Below are 18,812 nucleotides of genomic sequence, written 5' to 3'. Positions count from 1 at the left end.
GAGGAAATATGACTGGTTTAACGACACATATACTAGACTTAACGAAAGGCGCACCTGCCGCCAATGTGACAATCGAACTTTATTTTCAAGATGAAGCATCTGTAGAATGGAAGCATGTAAAAACGGCGGTGACCAATACAGATGGACGGCTGGACCTCCCTTTTCTCACAAATGAGGAGATGAAACCAGGTACCTACGAACTTATCTTTCATCTCGGGGAATATTTTCGGGGGAATAACATAGAACTGCCAAATCCCCCATTTTTAGACAAAATACCCGTCCGCTTCGGCATAAACGAACCCTCTGTCCATTATCACGTTCCATTGTTGGTCTCGCCATTCGGCTATCAAGTGTACCGCGGCAGTTAAATGGTAATTATCAAGGTCGTCTTTTTAAAGGCGACCTTTTATTAATACGGATTTTTATTTAGGCTTTGTTAAACGGTATGGTTATTTTTTCTTAACTCTGTTGATTGAAGCGGATAAGCCCGACTCCTGCGGGAGTGCGAGGGCGATGAGGCCCACTGGCACCCACGGGTTCACTAAGCTCCTTTCGCTGTAATCAACAGCCATATTTTACAGAGCGCTTTTATTAAAAAAATATAATTTTTCCTTTTTTAATAGCTCGTATACGGTTACAATAAATACATTAGGAATAATTAATATCCAGTGTAGAAAATGGGGCTAAAAAAGGAGTGGCAAGATGGCAGAGGAAATAAATCTTTGCCCAGAGGTTGAAAGAACTTTTGAATTAATAGGGAAAAGGTGGACAGGTCTAATCATCTATGTATTGTTAAGCGGACCAAAGCGTTTTAGCGAAATGAATGTACTAATACCTGACCTCAGTAAACGAATGCTGACTGAAAGAATGAAAGAGTTAGAAGAGCATGGAATTGTTTTACGTCATGTGATTCCTGAACGTCCAGTTAGAACAGAATATGTCTTAACACAAAAAGGCAATGAGCTCGGTAAAATTCTCAGACCAATAAGCCAGTGGGCTAACTGTTGGATGAAGGATTATCAAGAAATAGCCAAAGATTGAATGAAATTCTAAACATGAAAAACCCTTACCTTTCATAAGATAAGGGTTTTCTTTTTTCTTAAAAATCTTGCGACTTATAGCGAGTTTTTCCAATCCGCAGCAAATCTTTCAATTCCTTGGTCGGTTAAAGGATGTTTCGATAATTGTTCGATGACTTTAAATGGAATGGTGGCAATGTGGGCACCAGCCATCGCTACCCGAGTTACATGGTCTGGATGACGGACAGATGCGGCAATGATTTGCGAATCAATATTTTGAATCCGGAACAATTCAGCAATTTTCGCAACAAGCTGGACTCCGTCTTCACTAATGTCATCCAAGCGGCCCAAGAATGGGGAGACATAGGTTGCCCCAGCACGTGCTGCCAAGAGGGCTTGGTTTACCGTAAAAATAAGGGTAACGTTGGTTTTTACCCCTTTTTTTGTAAGATAGCGGCATGCCTCTAAGCCATCCAATGTCATAGGGAGTTTAATTGTGATTTTCTTGTCTCCCCCGTTAATTTTAATCAGTTCGTTTGCTTCCGCAATCATTTGCTCAGCAGTTAAAGCATTTGGCGTTACTTCAGCAGATACCGACTCTGCATCAGGAACAATATTAAGGATTTCAGCAATACGATCTTCGAATTTAACCCCTTCTTTTGCAACCAAGGAAGGATTTGTCGTGACGCCTGATAAAACTCCAATTTTATAGGCCTTTTTAATATCATCTATATTTGCAGTATCAATAAAAAATTTCATGTCCCTTTCCTCCAAAAATGATTATTTGTTTGATTTTTCAACGGCATGTCCGCCAAACTCATTTCTTAAGGCAGCAACCACTTTTCCTGTAAAGGTGTCATTCTCTAAGGAACGATAACGCATCAATAACGATAAGGCAATAACAGGAGTGGCAGTTTGAAGATCAAGGGCCGTTTCCACAGTCCATTTGCCTTCGCCTGAAGAATGCATGATTCCTTTAATTTCATCCAGATGAGGAAATTTAGAGAACGCGTTTTCGGTTAACTCCATCAGCCAAGAACGGATCACAGAACCGTTATTCCAAACTCGGGCTACTTTTTCATAGTCATAATCGAAATCACTTTTCTCCAGTACTTCAAATCCTTCCCCAATCGCTGCCATCATGGCATATTCGATGCCATTATGAACCATCTTGAGAAAGTGGCCGCTTCCCGCTTTACCTGCATAAAGATAGCCATTTTCAACAGATGTATCTTTGAAAAGAGGTTCGACAATCTCCCATGCTTCCGGATCGCCGCCAACCATATAGCAAGCACCGTGCCGGGCCCCCTCCATTCCGCCGGAAGTTCCGGCATCCATGAATCGGACACCCACTTCCTTCAACTCGTTATAACGTTGAACTGATTCTTTATAATGGGAATTCCCCGCTTCTATGACAATATCCCCTTCATTTAGAAATGGGAGGATTTCACCAATAACGGAATCAACCACCGCGTGCGGAACCATAATCCATAGGATTCTAGGCTGTTCTAAGGATTGAACCAGTTCTTTAAAGCTAGAAACTCCTTTAGCCCCGTACTTTTTCATTTCTTCTACCGCACCAGGGTTGACATCGAATGCGACCACTTCATGATTGTGCTCAATTAAATTTTGTCCCAGGTTAAAACCCATTTTTCCTAGGCCGATTAAACCTAACTTCATTTTTTATTTCCTCCATGCTATTACTTATTTAAAAGCAATTTGGTGAGATGAACGACATTTTCAGTTGTAAAACCAAAATGCTTCATCACGGAACCGCCGTCTCCGGAAGCACCAAAAGATTCGATCGATAGGATTTTTCCATCAAAGCCAACGAATCGTTCCCAACCTAAACGGATGCCCATTTCTATGGCCACGCGTTTTGTGACTGAAGAAGGCAGTACCTCTTCTTTATACTCATCTTGCTGTTTCTCGAATAATTCCCAGCTTGGCATTGCGACAACACGTACAGAAACATTTTCTTTTTCCAGTTCAGCTTTTGCGTTTGCGGCCAATGAAACCTCTGACCCTGTGGCCATGAAGATGACATCTGGATTTGAATTAGTTTCTGCTAATACATAAGCACCTTTTGATACATGATCCAGATTGGCTTTTGTTTCGTTAAATACAGGCAGATTTTGACGGCTGAGAATCAATGCCACAGGTCCTTCTGTTTGTTGAAGAGCATATGCCCAAGCGCTTGCTGTCTCATTTGCATCACTTGGTCTGATAACAGTAAGGCCTGGAATGGCACGAAGGGCAGCCAATTGTTCCACCGGTTCATGTGTCGGCCCATCTTCCCCGACCGCAATTGAATCATGTGTAAATACATAAATAATCGGAAGTTTGGACAATGCTGCCAAGCGGATAGAAGGCCGCAAATAATCATTGAATACAAAGAATGTGCTGACAAATGGCTTCAATCCGCCATGATAAGCCATCCCGTTAGCTGCAGCACCCATGGCATGTTCTCGAACTCCGAAATACACATTACGTGCACCATAGGATTCAACGGCAAAAATTTGTTCCCCTTTGATTTCAGTCATCGTGGAATGGGAAAGGTCTGCACTGCCGCCAAAAATCGCCGGCACTGTTTTGACAAAATGGTTAATTGCCTCTCCGCTTGCCACCCGAGTCGATACAGCTTTGCCGCTATCAAACGTTAAAATATCATTAGCATCGATGAGCACTTTTCCAGAAATCGCATTTGTTAGCTGTTCTGCCAGTTCTGGATGTTGTTTTTGGTAAGAAGCAAACAATTGGTTCCAGCTTTCTTCCAACTCATTTCCTTTTTGCTTTAATTGTTCAAAATGGTCTCTGACTTCTTGTGGAACATGGAAGTCTTCGTCAAAAAGCCAATTGTAAGCTTTTTTGGTTGCTGATGCCTCTTCAGCCCCAAGCGGTGCTCCGTGGGCCTTATTGGTTCCCGCAACCTTCGGGCTGCCGAAACCAATGATGGTTCTGATTTCAATCAAGCTTGGCTGATTGGTATTTTCTTTTGCTGATTGGATTGCCTTTGTAATTGCCTCGATATCGTTGCCATCTTCTACTCTTAAGTAGTGCCAATGGGCTGCCTCTGTCCTTTTTTTGATATCTTCGGAAAAGGATACATTCAATTCCCCATCAAGGGAGATATCGTTGGAATCATATAGAACAACCAGCTTTCCTAGCTTCATATGTCCAGCCATTGACATGGCTTCATATGAAATACCTTCCATAAGGTCGCCGTCACCAACTAATGCATAGGTGTTATGGTCAATGACAGGAAAGCCTTCTTGATTAAATTTAGCGGCTAAATGGGCTTCGGCCATTGCCATGCCCACCGCATTGGCAATACCTTGTCCAAGTGGGCCCGTAGTTGCTTCTACACCAGGGGTATAACCGAATTCTGGATGCCCCGGTGTTCTGCTGCCCAATTTTCTGAAATGCTTTAAGTCATCAATAGAAACATCATATCCAAATAAATGCAGCAAGCTGTATAACAGACTGGACCCATGCCCTGCAGATAAAACAAACCGGTCACGGTTGAACCACTTCGGATTTTTAGGATTGTGATGTAAATGGCTCGCCCATAGGGCATAGGCCATTGGCGCCGCCCCCATCGGAAGGCCTGGATGGCCAGAATTAGCCGCATTCACTGCATCAATCGATAAGGTTCGAATGGTTGTGACTGCTAAATCGTTGATATTTTGGGACATTTCTTTTTCCTCCTAGAGATCTGTTACTTCTCATGTACTATGTCTTTATTTTCTTCCACTTTTTTATCAAGCCACCATGAGTACCCCTCTTCAGCCAACAGAAGCTCGGCGGCATGTGGTCCATAAGAACCGGATTGGTATTCCTGAAGAGGCAGCACATTTTCCTCGAATGCCTCCAAAATAGGTTGTACCCATTGCCAAGACAATTCCACTTCATTCCAATGGGCAAAAAAGGTGGAATCTCCGATCATAGCATCATAAATAAGCCGTTCATAGGCTTCAGGCACCCCTGATCCAGTTGGTTCTGAATCTTCACATGAAATACTGATTCTTACGGGTTCAATTTTGCCGCTCACTGGATTTTTTCCATTCAATTGCAAAGTGACATTTTCATCTGGGCTGATTTCGATAATTAACAGATTGGGTTCGACTTTTTGGTCTTTGTTATAAAGGAGCTTTAAGGTATTTTTAAATTCAATGACGATGCGGGTGGACTTTTCTTTCATCCTTTTCCCTGTCCTTATATAGAAAGGCACCCCGCTCCAAAGGGGATTATCAATCCATAAACGGGCAGCCACAAAAGTATCTGTTTGAGAGGCTGGGTCCACTCCCGGTTCCTGTCTGTAACCTGCCACCGGATGCCCATTTAATTCACCCGAAGCGTATTGTCCACGAACAATCTGGGTTGTAACTTCTTCCTTTTTAACGGGACGAAGGGCTTCCATGACTTTACGCTTTTCACTCCGGATTTCAGTCGCATTAATCTTGTAAGGAAGGTGCATTGCGGTCATCATCAGCATTTGTAGCATATGGTTCTGCACCATGTCGCGAATGGCACCTGAATGGTCGTAATAACCGGCTCTTTGTTCCACTCCTACCGTTTCACTCGCTGTAATTTGCACATTGGCAATATGGTTTTTATTCCAAATGGATTGGAGGACTGGGTTTGCAAATTCCAATGCTTCGAGGTTTTGCACCATTGGTTTTCCTAAGTAGTGGTCAATACGATATATCTCTTCTTCATCAAACGCTCTGCTAAGCCGTTCATTAAGCTCCCGTGCAGATGTTAGATCGTGGCCAAATGGTTTTTCAATGATTAATCGTTTCCAGCCTTTTGTAGCGCCAAGGCCGCTATTTTTTATATTTAGGGCAATATGATCAAATAGTTCTGGAGCTACTGACAGATAAAACATGCGATTTTCTGGAATTTGCAATTCATCTTCTCTTTGCTTAACAACTTGAAGCAGCTTTTTAAAATCCTCTTGTTTATTGACATCGAGTGTACAGAAACGAAATGCCTTTAGAAAACCATCCATTTCACTTGCATCGTGTTCTAATCGGCGTGAAAACTCAAGGACCGATTGTTTCACGTTTTCTTGAAAATCATCATGAGATAAATTGCCTCTTCCAAGCCCGATAACCGATATGGGCTGCGGCAGCTTTTTATCGATGTATAAATTATAAAGAGCTGGGTAAATTTTTCTCTTCGCCAAATCTCCCGTTGCTCCAAATAATACAAAGGTCATTGATTCCATGGTTACTTCTCCCTTATAGTTGAAAAATACTTAACGCAAACTACATATTATTGTTCCACTTCCGAACCCGCCTATTTTCGCAAATTTATGTCAATTCCTTTACTGGCATTCATGGTGATTACGATATCAGCCATTCCAACAAACAGTCCATTATCAATCACACCGGGTATTAAATTTAAATTTTTCTCTAATGTCCCGGGATTGGTGATATTCTGAAAGTTGCAGTCCAATATATAATTCCCATTATCTGTTAGATAAGGGATTCCCTCTGTTAGCCGCAACTTGGTGGATCCGCCAAGTTCTTGAATATATTTACTGGTCATCTCTACTCCAAAAGGCAGCACTTCAACTGGCAGTGGAAAGGTTCCTAACTGATGGACCATTTTGTGTGAGTCCGCAACCACAACGAAGGTTTTCGATGCTTTGGCGATAATTTTCTCCCGCAAAAGGGCTCCGCCGCCCCCTTTTATTAAATGTAAATCAGGGCTCACTTCATCAGCACCGTCTAAGGCCAAGTCGATTTGCTCGACTTCTTTAAAAGAAACTAGCGGTATGCCTAATTCCATAGCTAATTTTTTTGTTTGAAAAGAGGTGGGAATCCCTCTTATAGAGAGCCCTTGCTGGACCAATGTTGCGAGTTTATGAAGCGTATAATATACCGTAGAACCTGTTCCGAGCCCTACTACCATTCCATCCTTGACGTAATCTACCGCTTTTTCTCCAACCTCTTTTTTCTCATTCAAGGGGACCTTTTCCTTTCATCATCTACTAGGAGATATACAATTACATCCAAATAGACCATCGTTATTAATAACCTTGTTATAGCCAAATTATTTCCTCATACTATGCGATTATCCCACTTGTTTATTGAAAGGCCTTTAAGCTTAGTAAGTTCGGGTTACAAAAAACACATTTTTAATACCAGGTAACTTTTAATAACCAAAGTTATTTTCGTACCCATGATACTCTCATGGGTTATGACCGTCAAGAAATCAACTCATCGGATCATACCCAAAAGATTATCTAGCAGCCAAATGCCTTTTTTTCGGATGTCTCTGTTAAAAATGTCAGTTGATTTCCCCTCCAGGCACTCACTCAGTGAAACCGCGGGCGTGCCAAGGAGACACCTCGTGCTGTACACCCGCAGGGGTCGAGCATATTCGCCCCAATCAACAGAGTTTAATAATTTGTTTACCAGAGCCTTTGGATTTTAAATAAGGTTAAAAGGTTACTGTTCCATCTAGGTTTTCTTAATGGGCAAAATAAAATCGCACCCTTTTTCTATAATGAATGGGTGCGATTTTTTATGAAATAAGTTACAGGACACAGGCAAGTATTTTGTACAGAAAAGGCTTTCCTACATAGTTCCCAGCGTGACACCAAGTTCTTTCAACCAGCGTCGATAAGCAACCGACAGTAAATCGGCTTTATGATTAAGTTCCATTTGCAAATCAAGCGGCAGCAGTTCTGGTTTTTGCGTTTCAATGATCCACTTATCTTGTTCAAAAACCGTGTCTTGAAACCTCATGAAATCGGCGTCTGACACCTCAAAGCCATAATTCCGGGAAACCACCATGAACACTTTACATTCTTTTTCGCTTACAGGCAGGACAGTCAGCAGGATCCACAAAGTTTGCCCGGTTTCCTTGTCCTGTTTCGATAACCTGGCTGCGAGCGGGTGGAAAACTTCCTTTACATAAACATAAAATGTTCCGTTCTTCGCATCAGAACCAGAATGAGCAACAGGCTGAAAGATTGGCACTTCTGAGGTATATATTCGGCCGGGCTCTTTTGTGATGGTGAATTCAGGCAGCTCCGCATAATCCGGATGCCCCAAAAGACCGCTGTGGACATACATGAGGTGGGCATAATCGGTAAAGTTTTCTACCACGCGGGTTCCTGCTGCTCCTACTTCATATGGACCACAAACCAACGGACGTCTTGAATCATCTTCAAATTCCTCAAAGTCTGGCAAATCCTTTGTTGGCTCACCTAGACACACCCAGATGATTCCATATTTTTCTTGGCAATGGAAGACTTCCGCTTTCGCTCTTACAGGTATTTTTGTCCCATTGCTTTGAGCAGGAATCTTCACACAATTTCCATTGCCATTGTATGTCCAGCCGTGGTAAGGACAAACCAAACAGCCATCTTCAACATACCCTTCAGAAAGCATCGCGCCACGATGAATACACAAGTCTCGGAAAGCATGAACTCCTTTATCCGAACGATAAATCGCAACCCTTTCGCCCATGACGATAACGCCAACCGGTTTTTCCGTTAATTCACTAGATATATAGACAGGATGCCATTGATTCTCCAACACCTTATCCTGGATTCTTCCTTCAAAAGCCAATTTCACCATCATTCTCTCCCCTTTTTGAACATCATATTAAGAAAAGCTTAGTATCTCTAAAGAGAGGCACTAAGCTAATGCTTTCATCATGTTGCCTAGTTTTTTGGCAAGAATTCCGTTGTAAAAACTGTTTTTGCATCAAATTTTTCTTTTAATACCCCTAAATCATGAAGCTGTTCGATCAGGGTAGACCAGCGCTCTTCGGTCATATAACCGACTCCATGCTCTTGTGCATCACGTCCATAAACGAATTCAGCCTGTGATTCAGATTCAAAATCCAATGCTTCTAATTTGATATCAGGATCGTCTTTTTGGATGAGTTTATTTATATCTTTATAAGAATCTTTGTACTGATTCCATCCTTCCACAAAAGCCGTTGTCATGGCTTTAACCGTCTCTTTGTTTTTCTCCAGGTAATCTTTGGTCACGTACAGAACGATGTTATATGGATCATAGCCTGCATCAGAGATTAACTTTGTTTCCACTTCGGCCCCTTCTAATTTGGCGAAGTATGGTTCAGATGTCACAAATGCCTGGGTGACGGCATTTTCATCAGCAAGGAAGTTGGTTAGCTGTCCTGTATGAGTTAACTCTTGTACTTTGCTCAAATCGTATTTTGACTTCAGATACTCCCAGTACACAATGCCAGGTTGAATGTACACCTTTTTGCCGTTTAATTGCTCAAAATCTTCAATGCCTTTGCCCTTATGAAACATAAAGGCCTGCGGGCTGCCCTGCATGGCTGCTGCAACAGCAACCAGTTCAATTCCTTCATTTCTCGCATTGACGATTTGGTCAGCATGGGCTAGACCAAATTGAGCTTTACCGGATGCCACCATATTGATAGAAGAAACTTGCGGACCTCCTGGTTCAATCGTAACGTTTAAGCCATTTTTTTCGAATAAACCATTTTCCTGTGCCGCATACACACCGCCATGCTGCGCTTTGGCGAACCAGTTTAAGACAATTTTGACATCTGTTAGTTTTTTCTCCCCCGAGCCATCCCCAGCAGACGAACCGCCCGTCTTTTCCCCGCCGCATGCGGCCAAGATTAGCATCAATGCCATTCCCACGAAGAGTAGTTTTACTTTTCTGAATGCTTCCATTTCACGTTTCCCCCTTTTATATGTAGAGCATCTATTTTTCAACCTTCATTGCTGACTCATGCCATGACCGCAGCATCATATGGGATATCCAACTGACAAGAAGGTAAAAAACAATTCCGAAAATCGCGCCGCAAATCGCGCAAGCAAACAGATAGGGTGTTTTCAACTGAACAGCAGCGACGGTAATCGCATATCCCAAACCGCCTTTTCCGCCGCCAATCCCGGCAACAAATTCCCCGGTAATCGCTCCGATAATAGCCAATGTACAAGAAATCTTTAATCCTGACATGATATAGGGCATGGCAGCTGGAATTCTAAGCCTCCACATTGTCTGCCATTTCGAGGCGTTGTATAAGGTAAATAAATCGTTCATATTTTTATCGACCGAATTCAGTCCCATCAAGGTATTGGAGACAACCGGGAAGAACCCGATCAGGAAGGCGATAATGACGATTGAATTGTAGCCTGAACCAAACCAAATCACGATAATCGGAGCAACAGCCACAACCGGTATGGTTTGCAGAATAACGGCATATGGGTAAAGGCTGATTTCGATGATTTTGGAACTGGCTAATAAAACGGCTCCCGTTATTCCCACGACCGCACTGACGATAAATCCAATCACTGATTCCGTTACAGTTATTTGGATAGCCGGCAACAATAAATCCCAATCTTCCACTGCTGCATTCAGGACGTCTGTTGGTTTCGGCATGATAAACGGTTTAATGTCTAATAAAATCGGAACAAACTGCCATAGAGCAAGAAAAATAATAAGAGCTGCGATGGGTCCGATATAGGATAACTTAAATCTGAATTTCTCCCTTTTCATGCCACTTGACTTAGTGACAATCTCTTGATTATTGGTGGCTGCTGTTTGGACAGACATTAGACCATCTCCTTTCGACCCATACTATGTTCGAGGCTTTGCGAAGCAATTTCAACATAATCATTAAAGCTGCCGATTGTCCTCTCCCGCGGATAAGGCAGATCGACATCGATCAATTTGGATAATCTGCCCGGGCGCGCGGACATCACAGCAATTCGGGAAGATAGGTACACTGCTTCATAGACATTATGGGTAACAAATAAAATGGTTGTATTTTCTTTTTTCCATATATCCAAGAGATCCATTTGTAAGGTTTGCCGTGTCATTTCATCTAACGCGGCGAAAGGTTCATCCATCAGTAGCATTTTTGGTTTTGCCGCAAATGCCCTGGCGATTGAGACCCGCATTTTCATACCGCCCGAAAGCTGTCTAGGATACGATTTTAGATAATCTTTTAAACCAACCATCTCCAACGCTTTAATGGCCGTTTCCTTTCTGGACTTTTTATCCGATCCCCTTAATTCAAGGGGGAGAAGGACGTTATCCAAAACGGTTCTCCAAGGAAGTAAATTGGCGTCTTGGAAAACAAAGGCGATATCATTCGTATGACGGATCACATCTTGAGGATCTTGTCCAAACACCTCCACTTTTCCGTTTGTGGCGTTGCCTAGACCCGCAACCATTCTTAGAGCTGTTGACTTTCCGCATCCAGAAGGTCCCAGGAAACTAATAAATTCTCCTTCCTTGATGGCCAAATTAAATTGGCTTAGGGCAACAGTCCCAGTGTTGTAAATTTTATCGACATGCCGAAAGGAAACTACTTCTTTTTGGATGGCTCCCATCGCCGCCCCTCCTTTTTATAGATATAGTTTGTTACGTTTTAAGGATGTTAGATTTCATTACATTCAATTAACTCGTTGAACACTGTCATTGCTTTTTAATTTTTATGTTACAAAACCTAACATCATCTGTAATATAGTCACATTATATAGTTTTCTGAATCATTTGACATTAGTTAATTGTGACAAACTTTTTGATTGTTTTTAGTCACTTCAGCTAAATTTTTCAATGTAAACGTTATCTTTTCTGACACAAAAAAAGAGGGAAGAAAAACATAAGCTTTTCTTCCCTCTTTTTGTACAGTGACAATTCATTATTATAAAAATAGTGCCCCGAAGGTCAATCCACCAACAATAACAAAGGCGGGATGCACCTTCCATTTTTCTAATAATGCTAAACTTACAATCGTGATGAAAAAAGTAATCCAAATACCATTAGAAGCATATGCGGTTTTAAAGAAATCAAAAGTCAAGGATCCCATCAGGATGGCAATGGCCGGAAGGACAATTTTAGATAACCTTTTTACCTTTGGTGAATCTTTATGTTTATAGATCAGCTGCAGCAGAACAATCATCAAAACCAATGAAGGCCCAACTGTTGCGAACAGGCCTACGACAGCCCCAATAACGCCGCCAATTTCATAGCCAATATACCCTGCCATCTTAGTCGCAATAGGGCCAGGCAGAGCATTTCCCAAGGCCAGCACTTCACTAAATTCACTCGTTGTCATCCAGCCATAGCGGTTGACCACTTCATGCTCAATCAATGGAATCGATGCGGGCCCGCCGCCATAGCCAACAATACCAGGTATAAAAAAGGCTAGAAATAGATGCCAATAAATCATAGGCTCTCCCTTTTCCCTTTCATCGGCAATTCCAACTTCGCTTTCTTCTCCGGCATCAAGAAAACTGTAACTAATAACACACCAATCACCACGCCAGGATGGACTTTTAGGATTTCGATGACAATAAAGCTGCCAACAAGCAACAGCCCACCTGTCTTCCAGCCAAAACCAGCCTTTGTTTTTTTGAAAAATTCCCATGTTAACATTCCTAACATAGCACCAACAATCGGGACCACCGCATCCGTCATCCCTTGAACTCTAGGATTATCCTTAAATTGGTTAAAGGAGGTCAATAAAATCAGCATTAAAAGAATAGTCGGTAAAACCGTGGCCAGAAGGGCAACTACCATGCCCAAAACACCTCCAACCCGGTAGCCGATATAACCGGCCATCTTGGTCGCAATGGGCCCAGGCAATGTATTTCCCAAGGCCAATATATCACTGAATTCCTGATCATTCATCCATTTATACGTCCCGACCACTTCTTTATGTACTAAAGGAATCGCCGATGGGCCGCCGCCGAAGCCTAACATACCAGAACGAAAAAACGCAACAAATAGATCCCAGTGCCGTTTCACAGCATAACCACCCTTTTTTGGATTCACATTTGGATCTTTCCAATAACGAAATCTAGATGACTAGTATCCCAGTGCAGCGCCATCTCCTCTTGGGTCCGCACCACCATATTTTATTTTGCTATCGGGATCGATTTTAATGACTCCGGCATGGCCCATCACGTCTGTGAAGTCTTGTAGACGTTCTACTTGGTGCCCTTTTTCCTCCAATGACCCCACCACATTTTGCGGCACTCTTCCTTCGATTTTCACGCTATTGGACTCTGCCCCCCATGTCCGGCCATATAACCATCTTGGAGCTTCAATGGCCGCTTGAACCGGGTAGTGATAGTCGAGGATTCGCGTTACAAGGGCAGCTTGTGTTTGCGGCTGCCCCTCGCCGCCCATGGTCCCGTAAACCAAATAAGGCTGATTGCCTTTAAACAACATCGCTGGATTAAGGGTGTGGTACGTCCTTTTCCTTGGCTGCAGGCAATTGACATGGTTATGGTCCAATGAGAAGAAGCTTCCGCGATTTTGCAGAACCATCCCAGTACCTTTTGGAATGATGCCCGAGCCATACTCATGATAGATGCTTTGAATCATCGAAACCGCATTGCCCTCTTTGTCAACCACACCGAGCCAAACCGTATCCCCTTTAGGGTCTAATTGCTTCTCAAGATTTTTTGATTGAGTAAAAAGGATTTTGGTTGCCAAGTCCTTGCCTCGTTTTTCCGATAATAATTCCTCCACTGGAATGCAAGAAAAATCAGGGTCGGTTAGATATTGATCACGATCTTCAAAAGCAAGTTTAATTGCCTCAATTAACAAATGGTAATACTCAACAGACCCTTCCTCAATGGAAGGCAAATCAAATTGATTTAAGATATTCAAGATAGACAAGGAAGCGAAGCCTTGGGTATTAGGCGGTAAATTGTAGACGCGATAGCCCCGATAGTTGACGGAAATCGGTTCCACCCAGTCTGACTGATGGGAAACAAAGTCATTGTAGGTTAATAAACCTCCTTGGGATTGAAGATCTGCCACCATCCGCTTTGCCCATTCCCCGGAATAGAATATCCCGCTTCCTTCTTTCGCGATGGCTTCCAATGTGAGGGCTAAGTCTGTCTGTTTCATTACTTCACCGGCATGGTAAGATAGACCGCTTGGTTTGGTGAAGATTTTTTTGAATTCAGAAAACCGTTGCAGATGCCTGAATTCATCATCTGAATCATCCAAGTTCACGCTGGTCCAATGCTCTTGGCTGGGTGTGACCGGAAAGCCTTCTTTTGCATAATGGATGGCTGTTTGTAATAATTGGTCCCAGTGAAAGCTCCCGTTCAATCTAGTACTTGAATAATCAAAAGCCTTATTCCAGCCGGCAACTGCCCCTGGGACGGTATTAGCAGCAAGCGCTCCTCGGGAGGGGATTTTTTGCAAACCTTTCGATTGATAGAAATGAGTCGTGGCATTTTCCCCGGAACGACCGCTGCCGTTTAATGCGGTCAGTTCTTTTTCACGGGCATTGTAGATTAGCCAAAAGTTATCGCCGCCAATCCCGTTCATATGGGGATACACCACTCCGATCGTTGAGGCGGCAGCGATGGCCGCTTCGATGGCGTTTCCGCCCTCCTGCAATACTTTCATTCCGGCTTGGGAGGCCAGATAGTGTGGAGTCGTGATCATCGCATTTGGGGCCATTGTGGTGGGCCGATAGGAGATAGGATACTGCCTGTTCATACTTTTCCTCCATTCGAAGACAGTCTAGGAAACTTTTATTTTTTCGTTAAGCAAGGCCGTGAACCGTGCAACCCATTCGAGTAATTTTAAGTCTTGGTTTTGATTGGCGATAAATGATAACCCGATTGGGAGCCCATTTGCTTTTACTATCGGTATCGTGACTTGCGGGAAGCCGGTCAGTCCTGCAATACAGGTGAGCTTCATCGTTTTGGAGCGATATTGTTCCATTTCTCCGACCGATAAGTTTCGTAACGGTGCTTCCCCTGGGGCAGTTGGAATAATCAAAAGGCCATTATCTCCAAGCAATTGTGACAAATGTTTTTTTAGTTTTGTTTTAATGGAATATAGAGAATCATATTCACTGGAATTCAACTTACTTGCCCACTGGAATCTCTCGGCAATTCCAGGACCAAATTGGGGGGATACCTCTTGTATCCAGGCGCCGTGTTCTTTCCAGATTTCTATGCCTTGAATCTCCCTAAACAGCTCAGCCCAGTTTGACAATCCCTCCTCTGCCGTGTTTATATACCGATGGTTTGAGTTTAGCTCTTTCAAAAAATCCGTGACTATCAATAAACTCTCCTTCGTATCCTCTTCAACATAAGACCAAGCTTCCGTTTCAAAATAAAATTGCTGAAAATGATGATTTTCCTTACTATGCTCCGACTTAGGAATAAGGGTTTTACCTATCTCTCCCAATAATTTAGGATCACGTGCCATCCAGCCGACCGTGTCAAAACTTTTAGCGAGCGGAATGACTCCTTCGATATTGACTAGTCCGTGTGTTGGCCGGATACCATAAAGTCCGCAATAAGAGGACGGAATCCGGACCGAACCACCTGTATCCGTCCCTAACGCGAAATCAACAAGACCTGCGGCAACAGCTACAGCGGACCCACTTGACGATCCTCCAGGTATCCGGTCTCTCCCCTGTGGATTAATCGGAGTCCCGTAGTGGTAGTTCTCGCCGTTCAAACTATACATCAATTCATCTGTATGTGTGGTTCCTTTCAGGAAAGCCCCTTGTTTCAGTAAATCACGAATAACCGGGGCATAGCTTTCACCGGGCGGATGGGTTCGCAGCCAATCAGGATTTCCAGCGCTGTTACAAATATTTTTTATTTCAAAGACATCTTTTACGGCGAAGCTGAGCCCTTTTAAACTCCCGAAGGCAGTTGGGCTAATATTTAACTCTCCATTTATAAAGGCACCCCAGTTGTCTCTCATCTGTTCCCTCCTGTCACTTTCTATCAGATTAAATATAATACCATTTATTATAATTTGAAAATTCAAACGCGTCATTGGTATTTTCACTAAATTACCAAGTTAATTTTGTTTAAAATTTCAAATACAAATAAACAAAAAAGAGCAGCTTTGTTCTGCTCTTCGAAATTTTTGTGCACTATCCTTTTAAACTATTTTTGTAATGGTCATACTCGGTTTTTATGTAGTGAAAGGCTGCCGGATTTCCGCCATGATCCGGATGCGTTAGTTTCAACAACCTTTTAAATCCTGCTAAAACCTCCCTCTGGCCTGCCGTTTTTGATAGACCTAATTTCTGGTAATAATTGAGTGTATTTAGGGTTGGCAATTTCTGAGGCGTTTCTGGTTCCACTTTACCTTGTCTTGCCATTTCTTCTTTAAGTCGGAGTAATTGCTTACGTAAATCAAGATTTTCCTGCAGTACTTTTTTGGTTTCCGCCTGCAGCTTTCTATTCTCCGATTCGAGGTTAACGAGTTCTTTATGTAATTTGTTCCTTTGCTGGATCAGTGCCTGGACAGATGTTTTATGGATATCTTGGACTCCTTTGATATGCTCATCCTGTGCTTTAATTTTCAATTTTAGATCACGAATGACTTTATCCTGTTCGTTTTGTTCAGTGTTGAACCGGTTTCTATGGGTCTCATCAGAGATGTATTCCGCAATTTGAGTTCCCTTTCCCATCTTTCTAATTTTCCCTTCCTGCAGCCAACGCTTGACCACTTTTATACCAATGCCGGGTGCGACCCCTGCGTCCTTTAAAAGGTTAATTGCCTCATCGGTATCGTTCAAAATAAAGTCTGTATTCGTCCCTCCTGATTTGCCCTCATAGCTGATTTTTTGCTCGCGAAGCCAGCGCCTCACTGTTTGGATACTCATATCATCCGCTACTCCAGCGGTTCTTAATAGGTCAAAAGCTTGGTCTGTATTCATCATATCCTCCTCAACTTGTTTGGTACGTCATTTAGAGGTTCCTTTAATTACCCACTACGGGAATACAGTCTTCTATCATACTCAATAGTTATCTTAAAGGAGTTAAAGAATAAAGTGAATGGCTAAAATAGACTAATAGAATAGCCACAATTAAGGAAAACTTAAGGAAAAATAACTATGGATTTTTTAAAAACCAAATAACCAAGTTAACATAATATCGTTATATTACCTTAGGCGATGCTAAAAAAGAAGGCTAATGTTTATGTTAGCCTTCTTTCCTATCAATCTATGATAATTGTTTAATGAGCATTTTCAACGCTGTCCACATGGGAAATGTGTGAGCGATTCATCAAAATAAACAGAACAGACAATAGGACAAAACAGCCGCCTACAATAAACGGTACATGCGGTGAAAACCATTCTGCGAGTTTACCGGCTAAAAACGGTGCGACCGCGCTTCCTAGGTAACGCAAGAAACTGTATGCGGCTGATGCGGTTGACCGTTCAATCGGGGCTGCATTCATTACCGCAGTTGTGATTAACGTATTGTTGTTCCCAAGCAAAGCTCCTGCCAAAATGACCGCAGCTATCACCCACCATTTTGTATTCGTCCATATTCCCATTGAAATTAATAATAAGGCAAATAAGAATAGCATCATACACATAGATTTTATCGTCCCAAACTGTTGTTGAAGTTTAGGCGCCATGAACACGGAGGTCACCGCAAGCAGAACTCCCCAGCCGATAAACACATAACCAAGGCCATGTTCATCAAGCCCCATTACAAACGGTGCATAGGCCAGCAACGTAAAAAAGCCAAAGTTATAAAGACATGCAGATAGTCCAAATACCAAAATCGAGCGATGCTTCAACGCACGGAATGGATCAAGCAAGGACGTGCTCTTTGCTGCTGCAGCTGGCCGCTCTGCATTCAATTTCTTTTTTCCCGGCATGAGAACCGTTAGGAAAATAAAAGCAAGCACCATTAATGCTGCGACCCCTAAAAATGGGCCTCTCCAGGTGATGGCCCCTAACTCTCCGCCAAGAAGCGGGCCAACCGAAATTCCCAGACCGATGGCAGCTTCATAAAGAATAACCGCTTTAGCCGTGCCAGAATTCGACAATGTCACGATAGCAGTGAGGGCAGTTGCGACGAAAAGCGAGTTTCCTAGCCCCCAGCCTCCGCGCAGTCCAACGATAGACCAAATATTATGGGATAGACCGCCTGCGGCAGAAAAGACAGCAATAATGACCACACCAGATAATAAGGTCATTTTAATACCCAGACGGGAAGAAACAACCCCAGTTATCAACATGGCGACTGCCATGACGGCATTGTAACTGGTAAAAAGCAAGGTAACTTGACTAGGTGTAGCATTTAGTTGTTTGGAGATGGCCGGAAGAATAGGATCGACAAGCCCCAACCCCATAAAAGCAATAATACTGGCAAAAAAGACAGCCCAAACGGCTTTTGGCTGGCCTGCCTGTTTCCCTTCCCCAAGGACAGATGCTGTGGATAAAGACGGTGATGACATTACAATACCCCTTTGTATGTTATTTTTTAACAATTATACAAAAATCTAACGTTAACGTCAACGTTAGATTTAAGGGAAAATAGTCCTGGATTTAATTGATGGTAATATTTTTACATGGTTTCAGTGGATTTATCAATTCTCTCGATTGCGGCTCTTGCCCGCTCCCTTAACGTCACTAACTCTGTCTGGACACTAAGAATCTTACCAATCTTTTGTTCTAACAAGGCCAATTGTTTATCAAGAATTTGAATCATCTCAGCCAATTTTTCCTTTTGATCCCTTGGGTTGGATACCTTCTTGTATTCCGCTTTCTGGCTTTCAATTGTATCTGTAAGGGTGATGAATTGTTGCACTTCATGTAATGTCAGGCCCAAAACCTCTTTGGCAACCGTAATTTTTTGCAAAAATTCAATATGCTCCTGGCGGTAAAGCCTGGTGCCCCCTTCTGTACGTTCGGGGACAGGCAAGATACCAATTTCTTCATAGTATCTGATCGTCCGTTTGCTCAAACCGCTTTGTTTAGCCACATCATCAATTTTTAAAAACTCTTCCTTCAAATTCCCCACCT

General features: G+C 42.7%; 18 protein-coding genes. 2 read left to right on the top strand and 16 right to left on the bottom strand.

Going from position 1 to position 18,812, the window contains the following annotated elements; genetic code table 11:
- The first annotated feature begins 8 nt into the window (after nt 1–8).
- Both uraH and ACY8D0_RS25460 read left to right on the top strand, forming a co-directional pair.
- Nucleotides 9–368, top strand: a complete 360-nt coding sequence (uraH, locus tag ACY8D0_RS25465) for a hydroxyisourate hydrolase (protein ID WP_462413256.1) — start codon at nt 9–11, stop codon at nt 366–368.
- A gap of 334 nt (nt 369–702) precedes the next feature.
- Nucleotides 703–1,041 (top strand): winged helix-turn-helix transcriptional regulator, encoded by a 339-nt coding sequence (locus ACY8D0_RS25460; protein ID WP_462413255.1) that lies wholly within the window; start codon nt 703–705, stop codon nt 1,039–1,041.
- A gap of 74 nt (nt 1,042–1,115) precedes the next feature.
- On the opposite strand, the gene fsa is transcribed toward ACY8D0_RS25460, so the two are convergent.
- The 16 genes from fsa to ACY8D0_RS25380 form a co-directional block, all read right to left on the bottom strand.
- Entirely contained in the window at nt 1,116–1,778 is a 663-nt protein-coding gene (gene fsa / locus ACY8D0_RS25455) for a fructose-6-phosphate aldolase (protein WP_462413254.1), read from the bottom strand.
- Between the two features lie 21 nt (nt 1,779–1,799).
- Entirely contained in the window at nt 1,800–2,699 is a 900-nt protein-coding gene (gene gnd / locus ACY8D0_RS25450) for a phosphogluconate dehydrogenase (NAD(+)-dependent, decarboxylating) (RefSeq protein ID WP_462413253.1), read from the bottom strand.
- 20 nt (nt 2,700–2,719) lie between these two features.
- Nucleotides 2,720–4,714, bottom strand: coding sequence for a transketolase (gene tkt, locus ACY8D0_RS25445; RefSeq protein ID WP_462413252.1), 1,995 nt, complete (start codon nt 4,712–4,714; stop codon nt 2,720–2,722).
- 23 nt (nt 4,715–4,737) lie between these two features.
- Entirely contained in the window at nt 4,738–6,249 is a 1,512-nt protein-coding gene (gene zwf / locus ACY8D0_RS25440; RefSeq protein ID WP_462413251.1) for a glucose-6-phosphate dehydrogenase, read from the bottom strand.
- 71 nt (nt 6,250–6,320) lie between these two features.
- The gene (gene rpiA, locus ACY8D0_RS25435) at nt 6,321–6,992 is read right to left on the bottom strand and encodes a ribose-5-phosphate isomerase RpiA (protein ID WP_462413250.1); all 672 of its coding nucleotides are present in this window, start codon (nt 6,990–6,992) and stop codon (nt 6,321–6,323) included.
- A gap of 614 nt (nt 6,993–7,606) precedes the next feature.
- Complete coding sequence (locus ACY8D0_RS25430; RefSeq protein WP_462413249.1) at nt 7,607–8,617, bottom strand: aromatic ring-hydroxylating dioxygenase subunit alpha; 1,011 nt, start codon at nt 8,615–8,617, stop codon at nt 7,607–7,609.
- Between the two features lie 83 nt (nt 8,618–8,700).
- The gene (locus tag ACY8D0_RS25425; protein ID WP_462413248.1) at nt 8,701–9,711 is read right to left on the bottom strand and encodes an ABC transporter substrate-binding protein; all 1,011 of its coding nucleotides are present in this window, start codon (nt 9,709–9,711) and stop codon (nt 8,701–8,703) included.
- A gap of 31 nt (nt 9,712–9,742) precedes the next feature.
- The gene (locus ACY8D0_RS25420) at nt 9,743–10,597 is read right to left on the bottom strand and encodes an ABC transporter permease (RefSeq protein WP_462413247.1); all 855 of its coding nucleotides are present in this window, start codon (nt 10,595–10,597) and stop codon (nt 9,743–9,745) included.
- Complete coding sequence (locus ACY8D0_RS25415; protein ID WP_462413246.1) at nt 10,597–11,379, bottom strand: ABC transporter ATP-binding protein; 783 nt, start codon at nt 11,377–11,379, stop codon at nt 10,597–10,599. Before ACY8D0_RS25415 ends, ACY8D0_RS25420 begins: the two co-directional genes overlap by 1 nt.
- Before the next feature lie 314 nt (nt 11,380–11,693).
- Nucleotides 11,694–12,221 (bottom strand): chromate transporter, encoded by a 528-nt coding sequence (locus tag ACY8D0_RS25410; RefSeq protein ID WP_462413245.1) that lies wholly within the window; start codon nt 12,219–12,221, stop codon nt 11,694–11,696.
- Nucleotides 12,218–12,799, bottom strand: coding sequence for a chromate transporter (locus ACY8D0_RS25405; protein ID WP_462413244.1), 582 nt, complete (start codon nt 12,797–12,799; stop codon nt 12,218–12,220). Before ACY8D0_RS25405 ends, ACY8D0_RS25410 begins: the two co-directional genes overlap by 4 nt.
- 60 nt (nt 12,800–12,859) lie before the next feature.
- Nucleotides 12,860–14,515, bottom strand: coding sequence for a gamma-glutamyltransferase (gene ggt / locus ACY8D0_RS25400; RefSeq protein ID WP_462413243.1), 1,656 nt, complete (start codon nt 14,513–14,515; stop codon nt 12,860–12,862).
- Between the two features lie 24 nt (nt 14,516–14,539).
- Entirely contained in the window at nt 14,540–15,742 is a 1,203-nt protein-coding gene (locus tag ACY8D0_RS25395; protein ID WP_462413242.1) for an amidase, read from the bottom strand.
- 175 nt (nt 15,743–15,917) lie between these two features.
- Nucleotides 15,918–16,712 carry a hypothetical protein gene (locus ACY8D0_RS25390; protein ID WP_462413241.1) on the bottom strand — a complete coding sequence of 265 codons (795 nt, stop codon included), beginning with the start codon at nt 16,710–16,712 and terminating at the stop codon, nt 15,918–15,920.
- A 296-nt stretch (nt 16,713–17,008) separates the two neighbouring features.
- Complete coding sequence (locus ACY8D0_RS25385) at nt 17,009–18,244, bottom strand: MFS transporter (protein ID WP_462413240.1); 1,236 nt, start codon at nt 18,242–18,244, stop codon at nt 17,009–17,011.
- 110 nt (nt 18,245–18,354) lie between these two features.
- A complete protein-coding gene (locus tag ACY8D0_RS25380) occupies nt 18,355–18,801 on the bottom strand; it encodes a MerR family transcriptional regulator (RefSeq protein ID WP_462413239.1) in 447 nt (148 codons plus the stop codon).
- Nucleotides 18,802–18,812 lie beyond the last annotated feature (11 nt).

This window comes from Neobacillus camarae (assembly GCF_054950115.1).
Note: the sequence above shows the minus strand (reverse complement) of the source record. Positions and strands in the feature narration are given on the sequence as shown.

Bases quoted from the DNA above. Each gene is read 5' to 3' on its own strand.
- uraH (WP_462413256.1), top strand. From the start codon at position 9: ATGACTGGTTTAACGACACATATACTAGACTTAACGAAAGGCGCACCT.
- ACY8D0_RS25460 (WP_462413255.1), top strand. From the start codon at position 703: ATGGCAGAGGAAATAAATCTTTGCCCAGAGGTTGAAAGAACTTTTGAA.
- fsa (WP_462413254.1), bottom strand. From the start codon at position 1,778: ATGAAATTTTTTATTGATACTGCAAATATAGATGATATTAAAAAGGCC.
- gnd (WP_462413253.1), bottom strand. From the start codon at position 2,699: ATGAAGTTAGGTTTAATCGGCCTAGGAAAAATGGGTTTTAACCTGGGA.
- tkt (WP_462413252.1), bottom strand. From the start codon at position 4,714: ATGTCCCAAAATATCAACGATTTAGCAGTCACAACCATTCGAACCTTA.
- zwf (WP_462413251.1), bottom strand. From the start codon at position 6,249: ATGGAATCAATGACCTTTGTATTATTTGGAGCAACGGGAGATTTGGCG.
- ACY8D0_RS25430 (WP_462413249.1), bottom strand. From the start codon at position 8,617: ATGATGGTGAAATTGGCTTTTGAAGGAAGAATCCAGGATAAGGTGTTG.
- ACY8D0_RS25425 (WP_462413248.1), bottom strand. From the start codon at position 9,711: ATGGAAGCATTCAGAAAAGTAAAACTACTCTTCGTGGGAATGGCATTG.
- ACY8D0_RS25420 (WP_462413247.1), bottom strand. From the start codon at position 10,597: ATGTCTGTCCAAACAGCAGCCACCAATAATCAAGAGATTGTCACTAAG.
- ACY8D0_RS25415 (WP_462413246.1), bottom strand. From the start codon at position 11,379: ATGGGAGCCATCCAAAAAGAAGTAGTTTCCTTTCGGCATGTCGATAAA.
- ACY8D0_RS25410 (WP_462413245.1), bottom strand. From the start codon at position 12,221: ATGATTTATTGGCATCTATTTCTAGCCTTTTTTATACCTGGTATTGTT.
- ggt (WP_462413243.1), bottom strand. From the start codon at position 14,515: ATGAACAGGCAGTATCCTATCTCCTATCGGCCCACCACAATGGCCCCA.
- ACY8D0_RS25395 (WP_462413242.1), bottom strand. From the start codon at position 15,742: ATGAGAGACAACTGGGGTGCCTTTATAAATGGAGAGTTAAATATTAGC.
- ACY8D0_RS25390 (WP_462413241.1), bottom strand. From the start codon at position 16,712: ATGATGAATACAGACCAAGCTTTTGACCTATTAAGAACCGCTGGAGTA.
- ACY8D0_RS25385 (WP_462413240.1), bottom strand. From the start codon at position 18,244: ATGTCATCACCGTCTTTATCCACAGCATCTGTCCTTGGGGAAGGGAAA.